The sequence below is a fragment of the Stenotrophomonas sp. Steno-Z1 genome (assembly GCF_056393175.1).
In genome coordinates, this window is record NZ_JBWJPB010000005.1 from 75485 (window position 1) to 93494 (window position 18010).

The following is an 18010-nucleotide window of genomic DNA, read 5'->3' on the forward strand; positions in this document are numbered from 1 at the left end:
CGGCCGGGAACACGTCATCCGGCCCGCCCTCGACAGCGTAACCCTTTGATTCTCATGACGTGTGGCGGGAAACCGCCGAGGCCGCCGTCGCCCGGGCTATGGGCTGACAATTACTTTCATCGAGGTGCGCAATGTCCCGCGTATGCCAAGTTTCCGGCAAGCGAGTGCAGACGGGTAACAACGTCTCGCACGCCAACAACAAGACCCGTCGTCGTTTCCTGCCCAACCTGCACGAGCGCCGCTTCTGGGTTGCCAGCGAGAACCGCTGGGTCAAGCTTCGTGTTTCCGCGCATGCCCTGCGCACCATCGACAAGAACGGTATCGATTCCGTTCTGGCTGAGCTGCGTGCGCGCGGCGAAAAGGTCTGAGGAGTAACTAATCATGGCAGGCAAGCGCGACAAGATCCGTCTGATTTCGACGGCCAACACTGGCCACTTCTACACGACGGACAAGAACAAGAAGAACACCCCCGGGAAGATGGAATTCCTGAAGTACGATCCGGTCGTGCGCAAGCACGTCCTGTACAAGGAAGGCAAGATCAAGTAATCCGCAAGGATGCTTGCGCTTCCCCGAAAAAAGACCCGCCCTCGTGGCGGGTTTTTTTTTGGTTCTTCTTTCATCTGCGTGGCAAGCACGAAGCGCGCTGTGAATCTTTTTTAGCGCAGCGGTCGGTGGGTCGGGCCCAGCGCCCAACCCACCGACGGCCCTCAGAAGCCAGCTTTCCCGCTCGTTTCCGCAAGCCGAGCGCCGCAGCGGCCGGTAGGCTCCTGGGCAAAATAAAGGAGGAGGCCGCCAGGCCGGGGGACACTACGCCAGGGGCCTACCGGCTGCTGCGGGGCCCTCACGCTCGCGACAGAACCGAACGAAGACACCGCCATCCATACGGCCCCCGCGCTACCCGGCTACACGCATATCGCCGCATTCAATCTGCGACGTCCCTTCGAACGAGACGCTCCCCTCCATGGGAGAAGTCTTTTCATCGCGGCATCGAATGCGCCTTAGACCGAACGACAAGGAACCGGCCAGCAGCCGGCACTACCGGGTGCATACACCGCCCATGTCAGAATGCCTGCATACCTCCCGACGGGCGACGCGATGCTGTTCGAGTGGCTGCTGGGCTCCTGGTTGTTGATGCTGGATTGGCTGATCCGGCTGGCCGCGCTGTTCTGGATCCCCACCCGCACCACGCCGGGCGCCGCGCGCAGCTGGCTGCTGCTGGTCGGCTTCGTGCCGCTGCTGGGCCTGCCGCTGTACCTGCTCTTCGGCCACCCATGGCTGTCGCGTCAGCGCGTACAGCGCCAGGCCGAGGCGTCCCAGGTCATCCGCGAGGAACAGGCGCTGCAGCCGCCGCTGCGCTGGACCCCCTTGCCCGACACCGCCACCGCCGAAATCGTCCCGCTGATCGAGCGCCAGGGCGATTTCATGCCCATCCACGGCAACGCGGTCGAACTGCTCGTCGACTATGACGCCTCGCTGCAGGCCCTGATCGAGGATATCGACCAGGCCCGCGACCGCGTCCACCTGCTGTACTACCTGATGCTCGACGACGCGGTCGGCGAGGCGATCGTGCAGGCCCTGCAGCGCGCCGCCGCTCGCGGCGTGCATTGCCGCCTGCTGCTGGACGCAGTGGGTGCCAAGCGCGGCCTGCGCCATTACCGGCATCGGCTGCAGGCCCTGGGCGTGGACGTGCGCGCGATGCTGCCTGGCGGCCTGCGCTGGCGCCGCAGTGGCCGCATGGACCTGCGCAACCACCGCAAGATCGCCGTCATCGACAACCGCGTCGGCTACATCGGCTCGCAGAACCTGGCCCAGCCACAGTTCGTGCCGGGGTTCCCCAACAAGGAACTGGTCGCGCGCGTGCGCGGCCCCGGCGTGGCCCACCTGGAGGCGGTGTTCGCCAGCGACTGGTACATGGAGACCGGCCAGCGCCTGGACGTCATGACCGCGGTACCGGTGTGCTCGGCCGACGTGGCCACCCAGCTGCTGCCCAGCGGCCCCGCCTACCCCTTCAGCAACGCGCGTGATGCGGTCAATGCCCTGATCCACCTCGCACGCCGGCGGATCGTGCTGGTCACCCCGTACTTCGTGCCCGACGAGGCCACCCTCAGCGCACTGCGCATCGCCGCACTGTCCGGCGTGCAGGTGCAGCTGATCCTGTCGGCCAGCAACAACCAGCGCCTCACCGCGTGGGCGCAGGAGGCCTATTACGACGAGCTGCTGCGCGCGGGCGTGCGCATCGCGCTGTACGAACCGTGCTTCCTGCATGCCAAGCACCTCACCGTGGACGAAGACATCGCGCTGGTCGGCTCGATCAACCTGGACATCCGCTCGTTCGCGCTCAACGCCGAGATCGGCATGCTCTGCTACGACACCGGCATCGTCGCCCAGCTGCTGCAGATCGAAAGCGACTACCTGCTGCAGTCCCGCCACCTCACGCTGGACACCTGGCGCCAGCGTGCGGCGTGGCGACGCAGCCGCGAAGGCATCGCGCGATTGGCGGACGCGCTGATGTGAGCGCGTTGCCAGCGCACGCGCAGGCATCGCCTACAATGCTGGCCATGAGCGCATCCGATATCTCCCGCCAGTGCGACCTGGCCATCGTCGGCGGCGGTGCGGCCGGCGTGCTGGTCGCGTTGCAGGCCCTGCGCAGCGCCTCCCGTGCGCTGCACATCGCCCTGTTCGAACCGGCCTCGGCGCTGGCCCAGGGCATCGCCTACGGCACGCCATGGCCCGAACACCTGCTCAACGTGCCGGTGCGCAAGATGAGCGCGTTGCCGGACGCGCCGGATGATTTCCTGGCCTACCTGCTGCAGGTCGACGCGTTCCCGGGCCGGTCGCGCGACGCGCTCGCCGCCGACTATGCGCCGCGGCGCCTTTACGCCGACTACCTGCAGGCACGCCTGGAACAGGCAGGCGCGGCCAGTGCGGCACGCCTGGAGGTGGTGCACGCGGCGGTACTCGGCCTGCAGCCGGGCCCGCAGTCCCAGCAGCTGACGTTGGCCAGCGGCGAACAGTGGCAGGCGCGCCAGGTGGTGCTGGCCTGCGGCAACAGCATGCGGCCCCTGCCGGTGCCGGGCGCCGAGGCCCTGCCACCGGGCAAGGTCGTGGATGCCTGGGATTACGACGGCGTACGCCTGCTGGCCGGCGATGGCGACCTGGCCATCATCGGCTCGGGCCTGAGCATGGCCGACAGCGTGGTGGCGCTGGCCAACGCCGGGCATCGCGGCCGCATCCACGTGCTGTCGCGTCACGCGCTGCTGCCGTTGGCGCACGCGCACGGCGGCGCGGCCACATTCGATCCGCAACCCCTGCTGGCCATGCCACTGCGACAGAAACTGCGCGTCCTGCGCGGCCACGCACGCGACGCTGCCGCACAGGGCCTGCCGTGGCAGGCGGTAATGGACAGGATCCGTCCGCTTGGCCAGGCGCTGTGGCGGGGCCTGGACGCGGCCGACCAGCGCCGTTTCCTGCGCCACGTCGTGCGCTACTGGGACGTGCACCGTCACCGCATCGCCGAACAGGTGCACGCGCAGGTGGACGCGCTGGAGCGTTCCGGCCAGCTGCAGCGCCACCGCGCCCGCCTCGATACGGTGCTGGTGCTGGACGGTACCCTGCAGGTGCACGCGCATGGCGCCAATGGCAGCCTCGCGCCCTTGCAGGTGAGCGCATTGATCAACGCCACCGGCGTGGAAACCCGCGCCACCGCGATGCGCAATCCGCTGGTGCAGCAGTTGCTGGCCGACGGCCACGCGCGCCCGGGTCCGCATGGGCTTGGACTGGATACCTCGGTCGAGCACGGCCAGCTGCTGGATGCCAATGGCCAGCCGCATCCGGCGGTGCAGGTGGTCGGCAGCCTGCGCATCGGCACGCTGTGGGAAAGCCTGGCCATCCCCGAGCTGCGCGGGCAGGCGCAGCAGGCCGCGCGCGCTGCCGTGGCCTGAACCCGGCAGGCGCGATGGGCGGGGTTCGCTGAATCGGTTGGGCGCCAGGCCGGTCGGATCGCCCCGCACGGGGTAAAATGCGCCGATGGATGTCTCCCATTTGCTCGACGGGCTCAACCCCGCCCAGCGCGAAGCTGTGTCCGCCCCGCCCGGCCACCATCTGGTGCTTGCCGGTGCCGGTTCCGGCAAGACCCGCGTGCTTATCCACCGCATCGCCTGGCTGAATGAAGTCTGCGGCGTGCCCACCCATGGCATTTTTGCGGTCACCTTCACCAACAAGGCCGCCGGCGAGATGCGCCACCGCATCGACCTGCAGCTGCCGCAGGGCAGCCGCGGCGCGTGGATCGGCACCTTCCACGGCCTGGCCCACCGCCTGCTGCGCCTGCACTACCAGGATGCCAAGCTGCCCGACAGCTTCCAGGTGCTCGACTCGGACGACCAGCTGCGCCTGGTCAAGCGCGTGGTGCAGCAGCTGGAGATCGACGACAGCAAGCACCCGCCCAAGCAGATCGCCTGGTGGATCAACGAGCAGAAGGACGAAGGCCGCCGTCCCCAGCACATCCAGCCCGAGCCGCATGATGATGCGTGGCTGGAAACCATGCGCCAGGCCTACATCGCCTACCAGGAGCGCTGCGACCGCGCCGGCTTGGTGGACTTCGCCGAGTTGCTGCTGCGCGCGCATGAACTGCTGCGCGACAACCCGGCGCTGCTGGCGCACTACCGCTCGCGTTTCCGCGAGATCCTGGTGGACGAGTTCCAGGACACCAACGCCATCCAGTACGCCTTCGTGCGCGTGCTGGCCGGCGACAGCGGCCACGTGTTCGTGGTCGGCGATGACGACCAGGCCATCTACGGCTGGCGCGGCGCCAAGGTCGAGAACGTACAGCGCTTCTTGAAGGATTTCCCCGGCGCGCAGACCGTGCGCCTGGAGCAGAATTATCGCTCCAGCGCCAACATCCTCGGCGCGGCCAACGCGGTGATCGCGCACAACCCGGACCGCATCGGCAAGGAGCTGTGGACCGACAGCGGCGACGGCGACCCGATCGACCTGTACGCGGCCTACAACGAAATGGACGAGGCGCGTTACGTGGTCGAGCGCGCGCGCCAGTGGGTGCGCGATGGCGGCAGCTATGGCGATGCCGCGGTGCTCTACCGCAGCAACGCACAGTCGCGCGCCTTTGAAGAAGCGCTGATCTCCGAGCAGGTGCCGTACCGCGTGTATGGCGGCATGCGCTTCTTCGAGCGGGCGGAAATCAAGGACGCGCTGGCCTACCTGCGGTTGATGACCAACCGCAACGATGACGCCGCCTTCGAGCGCGCGGTCAACACGCCCACGCGTGGCATCGGCGACCGTACCCTGGACGAAGTGCGCCGGCTGGCCCGTACCCACGCGATCTCGCTGTGGGAGGCCACCATGCTGACCACCCAGGGCAATGAACTGGCCGCGCGTGCGCGCAATGCGCTGGCCGGGTTCCTGACCCTGGTCAACCAGCTGCACGGCGAAGCCGGCGAGATGACCCTGGCCGAGCGCATCGACCACGTGCTGCTGCGCTCGGGCCTGCGCGAACACTGGTCCAAGGAAAGCCGCAACGCGCTGGATTCGGAGTCGCGCGCGGACAACCTGGACGAGCTGGTCTCGGTGGCCTCGCGCTTCGTGCGCCGTGAGGACGACGTCGAAGAGACCGGTGAAACCATGAGCGAGCTGGTCGCGTTCCTGTCCTACGCGTCGCTGGAGGCCGGTGAAGGCCAGGCCCAGGCGGGCGAGGAAGGCGTGCAGTTGATGACGCTGCACTCGGCCAAGGGCCTGGAATTCCCCATCGTGTTCCTGGCCGGCATGGAAGACGGCCTGTTCCCGAGCGCACGCTCGCTGGAAGAGAGCGGCCGGCTGGAAGAGGAGCGCCGCCTGGCCTACGTGGGCATCACCCGCGCGCGCCAGAAGCTGGTGCTCAGCTACGCCGAATCGCGGCGCATCCACGGCCAGGAAAACTACAACGTGCCCTCGCGCTTCCTGCGCGAGATCCCGCGCGAGCTGCTCAACGAAGTGCGCCCCAAGGTGCAGGTCTCGCGCACCGCCTCGCTCGGCGCCAACCGGGTGATGGGCCACGCCGCGCTGGAAGCACCGCCGCTGAAGCTGGGCGCGATGGTCAACCATCCCAAGTTCGGCGAAGGCATGGTCACCGACTACGAGGGCAACGGGCAGCACGCCCGCGTGCAGGTCGAGTTCGCCGATGCCGGCAGCAAGTGGCTGGTGATGGCGTACGCCAACCTGACCGTGATCTGACGCTGGCGCGCCACGGACGACGCGCCACGCCCACCCGCGGTAGAGCCGAGCCATGCTCGGCTACACAACAGGAAGCGCAGCCCGAACGTACCGATGGCACCCCGCAAGGTAGAGCCGAGCCATGCTCGGCTGCGTAACATTGAGCGCAGCCCCGAACGTGCCGATCGCAGCGCGCACAGCAGCCGAGCATGGCTCGGCTCTACAATGGTCGGTATTCCGCTAGCGCAGACCGCCCCATGACCGATTCGCCGCTGCACATCACCGTCAAGTTGAACGCGAAACTCCAGCCGGAGCACCGCCACGAGCTGTTCGAGGACCCGCTCGACGCCTTGCTGGAAAGCGCCGCGCTGGGCCAGCTTACCGGCGGCGGCACCGCGCTGTCCGACGACGGTGAAGTGGAGTACGGCGACATCGAGATCGCGCTCAACGACGCGGCCTCGCTGCCGGCGGTGGTCGAACTGCTGGAACAACTGGGCGCGCCGAAGGGATCGCTGATCCAGCGCGCAGGCGAGCCCGACCAGGCGTTCGGCGTCACCGAAGGCCTGGCGCTGTACCTCAACGGCACCGACCTGCCCGATGAGGTCTACGAGCAGTGCGACTCGAATTATGTGTTCGAGCAGATCGTCGAGCGCATCGACGGCGTGGGCGAAATCTGCAGCTGGTGGCAGGGGCCGACTGAAACCGCGCTGTACCTGTACGGCGTGTCGTTCGAGACCCTGCGCGAGCGTATTGCCGACCTGGTGGCTACCTATCCGCTGTGCCAGGGCGCGCGCGTGGTGAAGGTCGCCTGATCGGCGTGCAGCCGACCAACGGTCGGCTCTACGGTGGGCGGGGTGTGCGTGCAGCCGACCGACGTTCGGCTCTACGGTGGGCGTGTGTGCGTGCAGCCGACCAACGGTCGGCTCTACGGTGGGGCGGGTGTGCGTGCAGCCGACCGACGGTCGGCTCTACGGTGGGCCGGATCCGCGTAGAGCCGACCGTTGGTCGGCTGCCGTCCGAAGCCCGCAACGCTCACGCCGTATCGACCGCCCGCGCCGCCCCACGCACCTGTTCCCAGTCCAGCCCGAACTTCGCCAGGTACTTGCGCAGCCGGTCGGCATCATTGGTGCTGGCCCGCTGCGCGCGCGACACCGCGAACAGTTCGCGCCCGGCCGCCGACAGCGACGCCGAGCGGGCGCACACACGCACCACGTCCTCCAGCTGCACCCGGTCAAAGCGGTCCAGCCCGTTGACGGCCTCGCCCAGCAGCGCATCCAGCGGCGAGGCGGTCGTGCCGTCGTGCCACTGCGCGCGCAGCCGGGTGATTTCCTCTTCCACGCCCTCGATCTGGATGCGGCCGGCCGTGGCCAGCGTCGCCAGCCGCATCAGTGATGCGCCCAGGTCGCGGAAGTTGCCGCGCCAGGTCGCTTCGGCGCTGGTGGCGAAGGCCAGGTAGCGCGTCCTGGCCTCGACGTTGAAGCGCACGCGTTCGTGCTGTTCGCGCGACCATCGCTCCAGCTCGAACTCCAGGTTCGGCTCGATGTCCTCGCTGCGCTGGGCCAGGCCGGGCAACGCGTAGGTCCACAGGTTGAGCCGGGCCAGCAGGTCCTCGCGGAAGCGCCCCTGGCGCACCGCCGCCTGCAGGTCGCGATTGGTGCCGGCGATCAGCTGGAAATCGCTCTCCACCTCGCGGTCGCTGCCCACCGGCAGGAAACGCTTCTCTTCCAGTGCACGCAGCAGCATGGCCTGCTCGTCCTGCCCGAGCTCGCCGATTTCATCCAGGAACAGCAGGCCCTTGTCGGCCGAGCGCAGCAGCCCGGCGCGGTCGGCCGAGGCTCCGGTGTAGGCGCCCTTGGTATGCCCGAACAGCGTACTCATCGCCCCATCGCCGCGCAGGGTGGCGCAGTTCACCTCGACAAAGCGGCCCGGCAACTGGTGCTTGAGCTTCTTCAGCGCGAAGACGCGCTTGGCCAGCTGGCTCTTGCCGGCGCCGGTGGGACCCATCAGCAGCATCGGCGCGCGCGAACGGGTGGCCACGGTCTCGATCTGCTCGATCATCCGGTTGAACGCACCATTGCGGGTGGCGATGCCGCCCTTCAACAGGTCGCGGTCCAGCAGCTGTTGCCGGGCGAAGCGCTGGGCGATGTGGTCGTAGCGCGACAGGTCCAGGTCGATCACCGCGTACGTGCCTGCTGCCCCCGCATTCTGTTTGCGCGGGGGCGAGGTCTGCAGCAGCCGGCCGGGGAAATGCCGGCTCTCGGCCAGCAGGAACCAGCAGATCTGGCTGACATGGGTGCCGGTGGTGATGTGGATGTAATAGTCCTCCTCGTCCGGCTGGAACGGATAGCCGGCCAGGAAGTCATGCAGGCACGCATACACCCCCTCGAACTCCCAGGGATCGGCCATGTAGGTGTCGTGCACGTGCACGGCCATCTCCGGCGCGGTCAGTGCCAGGTCCTCACGCACCTGCGCGGCCAGCTTGCCGAAGCGACGCTCGTCCAGCAGCAGTTCGACCCGGTCGGGTACGAAGTCTTCGTGCATGCCCAGCGCCACCGTCGGCCGCCATTTCTGCCAGCGGCCTGGGCCGCTGCCCGCGTCGAGCTGGGTGCCGAGCATGCCGAACACCACCTGTCGCTTTGCCATATCCATTCCTATAAAAGGCGCGCTTTAAATATATATAAAACCGAGCACAAGCGGGCAGGTGCCTGCCGGTGAATGAAGATAATCATTACTAAATCAATGACATGGAGCCAGCAGCAATAAGTTGGCACGCCGATTGCTCTACCCCCTGCAGGACGCGACGAAGGCCCCCACGGCCGGGTCGCTGCAGACGGTGCAGCCGCAGGGATGCGGCACGCGGCACTGCCCGGCTGGCAATGGGGCCAGCCGGGCCGGACCGGGCGTTGCACGCACTGCTTCCCCAGGACATCGCACAAGGAATACGGACATGAGCAACAACTACGACGTCATCCAGCAGCCGGGCGCGGCCCCGATCAAGCTGTGGACCCGTGGCGTGGCGTTGGAAGACGCCGCCCGCGCGCAGCTGCAGAACATCGCGCAGCTGCCCTTCATCCACCGCTGGATCGCGGTCATGCCCGACGTCCACCTCGGCAAGGGCGCGACCATCGGCTCGGTGGTGCCGACCATCGGTGCGATCATCCCGGCCGCGGTTGGCGTGGATATCGGCTGCGGCATGATCGCCACCCGCACCACGCTCACTGCCAGCGACCTGCCCGACAACCTCTCGGCAGTGCGCAGCGCGATCGAGCGCGCCGTGCCGCACGGGCGCACTGTCGGCCGTGGCCGCGACAAGGGCAGCTGGGAGACGCCGCCGGAACTGGCCGTCGAGGGCTGGACCCAGCTGGTGGAGGACTTCGCGCTGATCTGCGAGCGCCACCCCAAGCTGAAGAACACCAACAATCTCAAGCACCTCGGCACGCTCGGCACCGGCAACCACTTCGTGGAGATCTGCCTGGACCAGGAGCAGCGCGTGTGGTTCATGCTGCACTCCGGTTCGCGTGGCGTGGGCAATGCGATCGGCACGTACTTCATCGAGCTGGCCAAGCAGGAGATGCGTCGCTGGATGATCAACCTGCCCGACCAGGACCTGGCCTACCTGCCCGAAGGCAGCACGCATTACGGCGACTACGTGTTCGCGGTCGACTGGGCGCAGCGCTTCGCGCGGATGAACCGCGAGATCATGATGCGCAACGTCGTGGCCGCGGTGCGCACGGTCATCAGCAAGCCGTTCGAGGCGCAGGCCGAGGCGGTCAACTGCCACCACAACTATGTCAGCCGCGAGCACCACTACGGCAAGGACGTCATGGTCACCCGCAAGGGCGCGGTGAGCGCACGCAAGGGCGAGCTGGGTATCATCCCCGGCAGCATGGGGGCCAAGAGCTTCATCGTGCGCGGGCTCGGCAACGAGGAGAGCTTCAACAGCTGCAGCCACGGCGCCGGCCGCGTGATGAGCCGTACCCAGGCGCGCAAGCTGATCAGCGTGGACGACCACGCCAAGGCCACGGCGCACGTCGAATGCCGCAAGGACGTGGAGGTGGTCGACGAGTCGCCGGCCGCCTACAAGCCGATCGAGGCGGTGATGGCGGCACAGCGCGACCTGGTGGAGATCATGCACACGCTGCGCCAGGTGGTATGCGTCAAGGGCTAGGGCAATCGAGCGCGGCGTACACTGCGCCGCGCGCAGGAGGAACACACACATGGACATGATCGAGATCGACGGCAGCCAGGGCGGCGGCCAGCTGCTGCGCTCGGCGCTGACGCTGAGCCTGTGCACCGGCATCGGCTTCACCATCCAGGACATCCGCGCCAGGCGCCGTCGTCCCGGCCTGATGCGCCAGCACCTCACCGCGGTCAACGCGGCCGCGCGGGTGGGCAGCGCCTGCACGCACGGTGCGGAGCTCGGTGCCACCGCACTGCGCTTCGAGCCGGGCCCGGTGTGCGCGGGCGAGTACCAGTTCGCTACCGGCAGCGCCGGCTCGGCCACGCTGGTGCTGCAGACCGTGCTCCCGGCACTGTGGCAGGCCGATGCGCCGTCGCGGCTGCGGCTGGAAGGCGGCACCCACAACCCCCTGGCACCCAGCGCGGATTTCATCGCCGACGCCTACCTGCCGGCCTTGGCGAAGATGGGCGTGCAGGCGTCGCTGCAGCTGCAGCAGCATGGCTTCCACCCGGCCGGCGGCGGCGTCATGCAGGTCGAGGTGGCGCCGTGCGCGGCGCTGCAGCCGCGTGTGTTCGACGCGCGCGGCGCGCTGGCTTCGATGGAGGCCAAGGTGCTGATGTCCGGGCTGCCCGGCGACATCGGCCTGCGCGAGCTGCAGGTGCTGGCCGAAAAACTCGGCGTGGACCCGCATCCGCGCCACGTGCACGCGGTGCGCCCGGCATTGGGCCCGGGCAACGTGGCGCTGGTGCATGTGCGCCATGCCGAGCATGTGGAGGTCTTCAGCGGCCACGGCGAGCGCGGCGTGTCGGCCGAGCAGGTCGGCGCGCGCCTGGCCGGGCAGGTGCGTCAGTACCTGCAGGGCAGCGGCTGCGTCGGTGAGTACCTGTCCGACCAGCTGCTGTTGCCGATGGCGCTGGCCGGCGCCGGCGCCTTCACCACCCGGGCGATCAGCGCGCACCTGGCCAGCAACGCACACCTGATCGAAAAATTCCTGCCGGTCGAGTTCGACTGGCAGCCGCACGACGGCGGGTGGCGGGTGACGGTCAGTCGTTGACCGCGCGCGCCACCTCCCTGCGCGGCCATCGCCACGCCACCACCACGGTGGCCAGCGACAGCGCAATCTCGATCACCCCCAGGGTGAGGTAGAACCACCATGCGCCGGGCATCGTCACCAGCATGATGCCCGCGTACACCAGGCCGAAGCCGATGTTGAGCCAGCGCGCCAGCGACGCCGGCGCCACCAGCGACAGCAGCACCATCAGCGCCGGGATCGCCAGCATGACGGCCGTGCCCACCAGCGTGCCTTCGCTGACCGGTCCGACCGGGCCGGTGCCGTTGATCATGCCCTGCAACTTGCCTGGCACGTACAGGCCGAAGTAGTCGCCGTAGATGTAGCAGAACATCAGCGCGGTCCACAGCGCCGACAGCTTGAAACGCACGTGGACCGGTATGTCATGCAACGCGGATGGGCTCATGGCCGTTCTCGTCGGGAAAGTGGGATGCGGGCGGCGGCGGGCCGGCCATGCTGGCCCGCGCCCCGAACAGGGCCAGCCACAGGCCGCTGCCGATCTCGCCGAGCGAGGCCGGCAGCGTGGCGTAGTCGGAGAGCACCGTCGCGGCATAGCCGGGGATCAGCAGCTCGCCAAACACATTGAGCAGGTAGCCGACGCCGCCGAGCATCAGCAGCACGCCGAGCGCGCGCGGGATGGCGCGCGTACGCCACACCAGCCAGCCGAACGGCAGCAGCCACAGGCCCCAGAACATACTGGCCAGGAAGATGTGGCTGCTCCAGCTTTTCAATGCGGCCATCGCCAGCATCTGCAGCTGCCCCGCCGCCAGCACCCGCGCCAGCGCCGGGTCGGTGAGCAGATTCACCGCGTCCAGGCGATGGGCAAGCGCGGCCAGCGCGATCGGTACACCCGTGACCGCCAGTGCCACCATCAGCGTGGCGGCCGGCCGATGCGCGGCGGCGAACACGCGGTACAGCAGCAGCGGCAACAACAGGAAGGCGATCTGCTCCAGGGCGAAGGCGGCGATGCCGGCGCGGAACAGGCCGGCCTGCGCGGTCACGTTGGCCAGGGTGGCGGCGGGATCGTCGCCGACGCTGATCCGGGAGGGCACGTAGGCCAGGCTGAAGGTGCCGGTGGCGATCACCACCAGATACACCGCGCCGGCCAGGCGGCCGGTCCGCTGCTGCATTGCCATCGCGCCGCTCCGGGTACCGGTGGGAAGGACCGGTTGCCGCCACCGTACGGGGCCGGTCAGGCGGCGGTGACTGCCGGAAGTCACGCGCCGACGGACGGTAGGACAGCGCATCGCCGGTGCCGGCGGCCGCCACCGCCGCGACTCGTCGGCTCCGGCCCGGCACTCATCCCGGATTTGCCGGGATTCGTCGCGTGCCGCTTGTGGGGCCGCGGCCCGGCGCCCAGAGTCTGGCGCTGTCCGCTGGGAGCGCGCAAATGAACAAGGGAATTCCGTACCTGCTGGCTGTTCTTGTCGCGCTGACGCTGTCGGCGGGCTGGGCGGCGCCGGTGCTGGCCCTGTTCGAGCATGCGTACAGCTGCCTGCAGGGCGGTGGCGGGCTGGACCTGGTGCGGCTGCGCTGCGAACCCCGCCCCGACGGCCTGGGCGCACTGCTGGGGTCCTGGCCGTTCTGGGCGACCGCCGCGGGACTGGCGGCATCGGCACTGGCTGCCACGCGTCTGCCGCGGTGGCCCCGGTCACTACGCTGAACGCGCGTCGCGGGGCGCACCCCGCGCGGGCCGAACACGGCATTATCAGCAGCCCGAAGCAAGGATCGACCATGGCGCTGAGCGAAAAGGAAAAGATGCTGTCCGGCCAGCCGTACCGGCCGGGCGACCCGGAACTGCAGGCCGCGATGGCCGCGGCCAAGCACTGGATGGTGCGTTACAACGCCGCCCTGGCCGAATCGCCGACGGTGCGCCGCGAGCTGCTGCGCGAGCGACTGGGCGAGGTCGGCGATGGCGCGGTGATCCGCCCGCCGTTCCATTGCGACTACGGCAGCCACATCCGCCTGGGCGCCGGCGTCTTCCTCAACTACAACTGCGTGATCCTCGACGTGGCCGAGGTCAGCATCGGCGAGGGCACCCAGATCGGCCCGGCCGTGCAGATCTACGCGGCCGACCATCCCCGTGACCCGCAGGCCCGGGCGAGCGGGCTGGAACTGGCCCGGCCGGTGCGGATCGGCTGCAATGTCTGGATCGGCGGCGGTGCCATCGTGCTGCCCGGGGTCAGCATCGGCGACGGGGCGGTGGTCGGCGCCGGCAGCGTGGTCACCCGCGACGTGCCGGCTGGCGCGACGGTGGTCGGCAACCCGGCCCGGGTCGTACCGCCGCGCGATTGATCCGGCTCAAGGCGTGGCGTCCACAGGGGGTGTGCAATGGTAGCCATCCCCTTTCCCCTGGATGGAGCCGTGCCATGTACAAGCGAATCCTGATTGCCACCGACGGGTCGGAGCTGTCCGAAAAAGGGCTGCTCAAGGGGCTTGAACTGGCCAGGGACCTGGATGCCGAGGTCGATATCGTGACGGTGTCCGAGCCGTGGGCGGTGGGCATGTACGACGCGATGGGCTGGAGCGTGGGCTACATGAACAGCCCCGAGTACAAGGCCGACCGCGAAGAGACCGCGCAGAAGCTGCTGGCGCCGGCCAAGGCCACCGCCGAGGCCCAGGGTCTTCGCGCCAACGTCGTCCACGTGCTGGACCGCTACGCCGCCGACGGCATCATCGATACCGCCACCGAGCGCAGCAGCGACCTCATCGTGATGACCTCGCACGGCCGACGTGGCGTGACCCGCGTATTGCTGGGCAGCCAGACCGCCGAGGTGCTGGCCCGCAGCACCGTGCCGGTGCTGGTGATCCGCTGACGACCGGCACTGCCTGGCGCGGGGCCGCCTCGACGGCGGCGCGTTCGGTTCAGTCGCGCAGCTTCAGCGTCTGCGACTCATCCAGGCTGCCGTCGGGCTGCAGCACCACGTAGCGTTCGCCGGCGCGGTCGAACAGCACCGGGATCGGGTCGCGGAACAGCGGGCGGCGCACGAAGCGCAGCTGCCAGCCAAAATGTTCCAGCGTCTCCACCGCCTGGCGTTGCTCGGCGGTGAGTCCGGCCCGCAGCTGGACGGGATCGGGGGGCTGGCGGCGTTCGGGTGTATTCATCCGGTACAACGAAGCGGCAGGGGAGACAGCTGCGCCTGCAAGCGGCGTTCCAGCACCGCAGGCAGGGGCAGCGCGGCGGCGGCGGTCACCAGCTGTAGAGCTTCCAGTACACCGGCGAGACGCCGTCCTTGTCGCTGTCCATTCGGCCATCGCCGTTGCGGTCGTACATGTAGTACGGCGCACCCTGCGCCGGGGTCACCTTGACCATGCGCAGCTGGCCACCGACCCGGTATTCGTCGATCGTATCGCCATTGGCCAGGGTCTTGTTCGTGACATCGGCGCCGCTGACATCCACCGGGGGCATGCCGCCGGAGGTGGCGCAACCGGCCAGTGCGAGCAGGCCAACCAGCAACAGGGTTCTCATGGGCCGAGGTCCTAGGGCGAGGGGAGCCCGATTATGCCCCACGTACCGTGAGCCGCGTGCCTAGGGCGCGCCGGGCCGGGCGCGTAGAATCGTCGCATGAGCCGATTAGTCCTGATTGACGGGTCCAGTTACCTGTACCGCGCGTTCCACGCGCTTCCGCCGCTGACCAATGCCCACGGTGAACCCACCGGCGCGTTGTTCGGCGTGGTCAACATGCTGCGCGCCACCCTGAAGGAGCGCCCGGAATACGTGGCGTTCGTGGTCGATGCGCCCGGCAAGACCTTCCGCGACGACCTGTATGCCGATTACAAGGCCAACCGCCCGCCGATGCCCGACGACCTGCGCCCGCAGATCGAGCCGATGTGCCGCATCGTCGAGGCGCTTGGCCTGAGCATCCTGCGCATTCCCGGCGTGGAAGCCGATGATGTGATCGGCACGCTGGCGCTGCAGGGCCACCAGGACGGCCTGCACGTCACCATCTCCACCGGCGACAAGGACTTCGCGCAGCTGGTGCGCCCGGGCATCGAACTGGTCAACACCATGAGCGGCAGCCGGATGGATTCGGATGCGGCGGTGATGGACAAGTTCGGCGTGCGCGCCGACCAGATCGTCGACCTGCTGGCGCTGATGGGCGATGCGGTGGACAACGTGCCCGGCGTGGAGAAGTGCGGGCCCAAGACGGCCGCCAAGTGGCTGGCCGAGTACCAGCACCTGGACGGGGTGATGGCCGCCGCGCCCGGCATGAAGGGCAAGATCGGCGAGAACCTGCGCGCCGCGCTGGAGCGCCTGCCGCTCAACCGCGAGCTGGTGACCATCCGCACCGACGTGCCGCTGGACGCCAGCCCGCGCACGCTGGCCCTGCGCGACCCCGACGTGCCCGTGCTGGGCGAGCTGTACCTGCGCTACGGCTTCACCCAGGCGCTGAAGGAGCTGGGTGGCCCGGCAGCGGCGGCGGTGGCTGCCAGCGACGCCACGGTGAGCCTGCGTGGCACCGCGGCCGGCTACGCCCGCAGCGCCCCGGCCGAGGCCCCGGCGCCGCTCGATCCGGCACTCTCCGCGCCGGGTGACTACGAGATCGTGCTGACCACCGAGCAGCTGTCGGCCTGGGTGGAGCGCGCCGAAGCGGCCGAGCTGATCGCCTTCGACACCGAAACCGATGCGCTGGACGCGATGCGCGCCAACCTGGTGGGCATCAGCCTGGCGGTCGAGCCGGGCAGGGCGGCCTATATCCCGGTCGGCCACGACTATCCCGGCGCGCCGGCGCAGCTCCCGCGCGCGCAGGTGCTGGACGCGCTGCGCCCGGTGCTGGAGAACCCGGCCAGGAAGAAGCTCGGCCAGCACGGCAAGTACGACCTGCACGTGCTGCGCCGGCATGGCGTGGACGTGCAGGGCTACCACGACGACACCATGCTCGAGAGCTTCGTGCTCAACTCCACCGCCACCCGCCACGACATGGATTCGCTGGCGATGCGCTACCTGGGGTACACCACGATCAAGTTCGAGGACGTGGCTGGCAAGGGCGCCAAGCAGATCCCGTTCTCGCAGGTGGGCCTGGACGAGGCGGCCCGCTACGCCGCCGAAGATGCCGACATCACCTTGCGCCTGCACCGGGTGCTGCAGCCGCAGCTGCTGGCGATCCCGGCGCTGGATGGCGTATACCGCGGCATCGAGATGCCGCTGGTGCCGGTGCTGGCCCGGATCGAGGCCAACGGCGTGCACATCGACATGGCCGAGCTGCGCCGGCAGAGCCAGGACCTGAGCGTGCGCATGCTGGCGGCCCAGCAGAAGGCCACCGAGCTGGCCGGGCACACCTTCAACCTGGATTCGCCCAAGCAGTTGCAGGCGGTGCTGTTCGACGAGCTGAAACTGCCGGCGCTGGTGAAGACCCCCAAGGGCCAGCCCAGCACGAATGAAGAGGCGCTGGAGGCGATTGCCGAGCAGCACGAGCTGCCGCGGGTGATCCTGGAGTACCGCGGCCTGGCCAAGCTGCGCAGCACCTACACCGACAAGCTGCCGGAGATGGTCAACCCGGACACCGGCCGGGTCCACACCAGCTACCACCAGTCCGGCGCGGCCACCGGCCGGCTGTCCTCCTCCGACCCGAACCTGCAGAACATCCCGATCCGCACCGAGGACGGCCGCCGCATCCGCCGCGCCTTCGTGGCCCCGCCGGGCCGCAAGATCCTGGCCTGCGACTACTCGCAGATCGAGCTGCGGATCATGGCCCACCTGTCCGAGGACCCGGGCCTGGTACGTGCCTTCGAGCAGGGCGTGGACGTGCACCGCGCCACCGCCGCCGAGGTATTCGGGCGGGCACTGGACGAGGTCACCCCCAACGAACGTCGTGCCGCCAAGGCGATCAACTTCGGCCTGATGTACGGCATGAGCGCGTTCGGCCTGGCCCGCAACCTGGGCATCGACCGCGGCCAGGCCCAGGACTACGTGGCGTTGTACTTCAGCCGCTACCCGGGTGTGCGCGATTTCATGGAGCGCATGCGCCAGCAGGCGCGCGACCAGGGCTATGTGGAGACCCTGGAGGGCCGCCGGCTGTACCTGAACGACATTCACGCCCGCAACCAGGGCCTGCGGGCCGGGGCGGAGCGCGCCGCGATCAACGCCCCGATGCAGGGCACCGCGGCGGACATCATCAAGCGCGCCATGGTCAAGGTGGACGACTGGCTGCAGGGCCAGGCCGGGCAGGCCCGGATGATCCTGCAGGTGCACGATGAACTGGTGTTTGAAACCGAAAGCGAGTTTCTCGATACCTTGCGTTTGAATGTGGTCGAGCTGATGTCGTCATCGGTCCAGTTGCGGGTGCCGCTGGTGGTCGATGCGGGCGTTGGCGACAACTGGGATGAAGCGCATTGAGACGGAAATCACGGGGAAATGGCTGAATTGGTTCATTGGCGGTCGATTAACTGACTGTCGGATGAATGTTTCCCCTGTGGCGCTTTCATTAATTGGGCCCCTTCACGAAGTGTCAATGTTCGAGGTGCTTTTATAGACCTCGACAGGCGCAACGCCTGTTGTGGATCTCTCCCATCCCCTGGAGCAGATCTCGGAACGGGGGCTCCTCCCCAAGCGCCCGTTC

General features: G+C 68.6%; 17 protein-coding genes. 12 read left to right on the top strand and 5 right to left on the bottom strand.

Annotation, left to right across the window (positions count from 1 at the left end):
• Positions 1-131: 131 nt before the first annotated feature.
• The 6 genes from rpmB to AC06FD_RS14260 all read left to right on the top strand — a co-directional run bounded on the left by rpmB (position 132) and on the right by AC06FD_RS14260 (position 7013).
• On the top strand, positions 132-368 hold the full coding sequence (rpmB, locus tag AC06FD_RS14235) for a 50S ribosomal protein L28 (protein ID WP_005411638.1): 237 nt from the start codon (positions 132-134) through the stop codon (positions 366-368).
• Positions 369-378: 10 nt separating this feature from the next.
• On the top strand, positions 379-546 hold the full coding sequence (gene rpmG, locus AC06FD_RS14240) for a 50S ribosomal protein L33 (protein WP_172407465.1): 168 nt from the start codon (positions 379-381) through the stop codon (positions 544-546).
• Between the two features lie 549 nt (positions 547-1095).
• A complete protein-coding gene (cls, locus tag AC06FD_RS14245) occupies positions 1096-2514 on the top strand; it encodes a cardiolipin synthase (protein WP_259209425.1) in 1419 nt (472 codons plus the stop codon).
• Positions 2515-2558: 44 nt separating this feature from the next.
• A complete protein-coding gene (locus AC06FD_RS14250) occupies positions 2559-3941 on the top strand; it encodes an FAD/NAD(P)-binding protein (RefSeq protein ID WP_478078166.1) in 1383 nt (460 codons plus the stop codon).
• A gap of 85 nt (positions 3942-4026) precedes the next feature.
• Positions 4027-6222: a DNA helicase II gene (gene uvrD / locus AC06FD_RS14255; protein WP_478078167.1), complete on the top strand. Its 2196-nt coding sequence runs from the start codon at positions 4027-4029 to the stop codon at positions 6220-6222.
• A gap of 236 nt (positions 6223-6458) precedes the next feature.
• Entirely contained in the window at positions 6459-7013 is a 555-nt protein-coding gene (locus AC06FD_RS14260) for a hypothetical protein (protein WP_478048219.1), read from the top strand.
• Between the two features lie 220 nt (positions 7014-7233).
• Here the strand turns inward: AC06FD_RS14260 and rtcR are convergent, their stop codons facing one another.
• Positions 7234-8844, bottom strand: a complete 1611-nt coding sequence (gene rtcR, locus AC06FD_RS14265) for an RNA repair transcriptional activator RtcR (RefSeq protein ID WP_394163115.1) — start codon at positions 8842-8844, stop codon at positions 7234-7236.
• 304 nt (positions 8845-9148) lie between these two features.
• Between rtcR and AC06FD_RS14270 the strand changes: the two genes are divergently transcribed.
• Both AC06FD_RS14270 and rtcA read left to right on the top strand, forming a co-directional pair.
• Positions 9149-10369, top strand: a complete 1221-nt coding sequence (locus tag AC06FD_RS14270; RefSeq protein WP_259209435.1) for an RtcB family protein — start codon at positions 9149-9151, stop codon at positions 10367-10369.
• Positions 10370-10418: 49 nt separating this feature from the next.
• Positions 10419-11435: an RNA 3'-terminal phosphate cyclase gene (gene rtcA / locus AC06FD_RS14275; RefSeq protein WP_478078168.1), complete on the top strand. Its 1017-nt coding sequence runs from the start codon at positions 10419-10421 to the stop codon at positions 11433-11435.
• Here the strand turns inward: rtcA and AC06FD_RS14280 are convergent.
• Both AC06FD_RS14280 and AC06FD_RS14285 read right to left on the bottom strand, forming a co-directional pair.
• Entirely contained in the window at positions 11425-11856 is a 432-nt protein-coding gene (locus AC06FD_RS14280; protein WP_478078169.1) for a DUF6326 family protein, read from the bottom strand. The two genes, rtcA and AC06FD_RS14280, sit on opposite strands and share 11 nt — an antisense overlap.
• The gene (locus AC06FD_RS14285) at positions 11834-12586 is read right to left on the bottom strand and encodes a DUF4386 domain-containing protein (protein ID WP_478078170.1); all 753 of its coding nucleotides are present in this window, start codon (positions 12584-12586) and stop codon (positions 11834-11836) included. Before AC06FD_RS14285 ends, AC06FD_RS14280 begins: the two co-directional genes overlap by 23 nt.
• 254 nt (positions 12587-12840) lie before the next feature.
• Here AC06FD_RS14285 and AC06FD_RS14290 point away from each other — a divergent pair, with 254 nt between their 5' ends.
• From AC06FD_RS14290 to AC06FD_RS14300, 3 genes are all read left to right on the top strand, one after another.
• Complete coding sequence (locus tag AC06FD_RS14290) at positions 12841-13113, top strand: hypothetical protein (protein WP_259209451.1); 273 nt, start codon at positions 12841-12843, stop codon at positions 13111-13113.
• 71 nt (positions 13114-13184) lie between these two features.
• Positions 13185-13745, top strand: coding sequence for a sugar O-acetyltransferase (locus AC06FD_RS14295; protein WP_449334704.1), 561 nt, complete (start codon positions 13185-13187; stop codon positions 13743-13745).
• Positions 13746-13819: 74 nt separating this feature from the next.
• Positions 13820-14266, top strand: coding sequence for a universal stress protein (locus tag AC06FD_RS14300; protein ID WP_259209455.1), 447 nt, complete (start codon positions 13820-13822; stop codon positions 14264-14266).
• 49 nt (positions 14267-14315) lie between these two features.
• Here AC06FD_RS14300 and AC06FD_RS14305 read toward each other — a convergent pair whose 3' ends face one another.
• Positions 14316-14555, bottom strand: coding sequence for a hypothetical protein (locus AC06FD_RS14305; RefSeq protein ID WP_259209456.1), 240 nt, complete (start codon positions 14553-14555; stop codon positions 14316-14318).
• A gap of 85 nt (positions 14556-14640) precedes the next feature.
• Positions 14641-14919 (bottom strand): DUF2782 domain-containing protein, encoded by a 279-nt coding sequence (locus AC06FD_RS14310; RefSeq protein ID WP_259209459.1) that lies wholly within the window; start codon positions 14917-14919, stop codon positions 14641-14643.
• A gap of 96 nt (positions 14920-15015) precedes the next feature.
• On the opposite strand from AC06FD_RS14310, the gene polA reads away from it, so the two are divergent.
• Complete coding sequence (gene polA / locus AC06FD_RS14315) at positions 15016-17787, top strand: DNA polymerase I (protein ID WP_478078171.1); 2772 nt, start codon at positions 15016-15018, stop codon at positions 17785-17787.
• The last annotated feature ends 223 nt before the right edge of the window (positions 17788-18010 follow it).

Bases quoted from the DNA above. Each gene is read 5' to 3' on its own strand.
- rpmB (WP_005411638.1), top strand. From the start codon at position 132: ATGTCCCGCGTATGCCAAGTTTCCGGCAAGCGAGTGCAGACGGGTAAC.
- cls (WP_259209425.1), top strand. From the start codon at position 1,096: ATGCTGTTCGAGTGGCTGCTGGGCTCCTGGTTGTTGATGCTGGATTGG.
- AC06FD_RS14250 (WP_478078166.1), top strand. From the start codon at position 2,559: ATGAGCGCATCCGATATCTCCCGCCAGTGCGACCTGGCCATCGTCGGC.
- uvrD (WP_478078167.1), top strand. From the start codon at position 4,027: ATGGATGTCTCCCATTTGCTCGACGGGCTCAACCCCGCCCAGCGCGAA.
- AC06FD_RS14260 (WP_478048219.1), top strand. From the start codon at position 6,459: ATGACCGATTCGCCGCTGCACATCACCGTCAAGTTGAACGCGAAACTC.
- rtcR (WP_394163115.1), bottom strand. From the start codon at position 8,844: ATGGCAAAGCGACAGGTGGTGTTCGGCATGCTCGGCACCCAGCTCGAC.
- AC06FD_RS14270 (WP_259209435.1), top strand. From the start codon at position 9,149: ATGAGCAACAACTACGACGTCATCCAGCAGCCGGGCGCGGCCCCGATC.
- rtcA (WP_478078168.1), top strand. From the start codon at position 10,419: ATGGACATGATCGAGATCGACGGCAGCCAGGGCGGCGGCCAGCTGCTG.
- AC06FD_RS14280 (WP_478078169.1), bottom strand. From the start codon at position 11,856: ATGAGCCCATCCGCGTTGCATGACATACCGGTCCACGTGCGTTTCAAG.
- AC06FD_RS14285 (WP_478078170.1), bottom strand. From the start codon at position 12,586: ATGGCAATGCAGCAGCGGACCGGCCGCCTGGCCGGCGCGGTGTATCTG.
- AC06FD_RS14290 (WP_259209451.1), top strand. From the start codon at position 12,841: ATGAACAAGGGAATTCCGTACCTGCTGGCTGTTCTTGTCGCGCTGACG.
- AC06FD_RS14295 (WP_449334704.1), top strand. From the start codon at position 13,185: ATGGCGCTGAGCGAAAAGGAAAAGATGCTGTCCGGCCAGCCGTACCGG.
- AC06FD_RS14300 (WP_259209455.1), top strand. From the start codon at position 13,820: ATGTACAAGCGAATCCTGATTGCCACCGACGGGTCGGAGCTGTCCGAA.
- AC06FD_RS14305 (WP_259209456.1), bottom strand. From the start codon at position 14,555: ATGAATACACCCGAACGCCGCCAGCCCCCCGATCCCGTCCAGCTGCGG.
- AC06FD_RS14310 (WP_259209459.1), bottom strand. From the start codon at position 14,919: ATGAGAACCCTGTTGCTGGTTGGCCTGCTCGCACTGGCCGGTTGCGCC.
- polA (WP_478078171.1), top strand. From the start codon at position 15,016: ATGAGCCGATTAGTCCTGATTGACGGGTCCAGTTACCTGTACCGCGCG.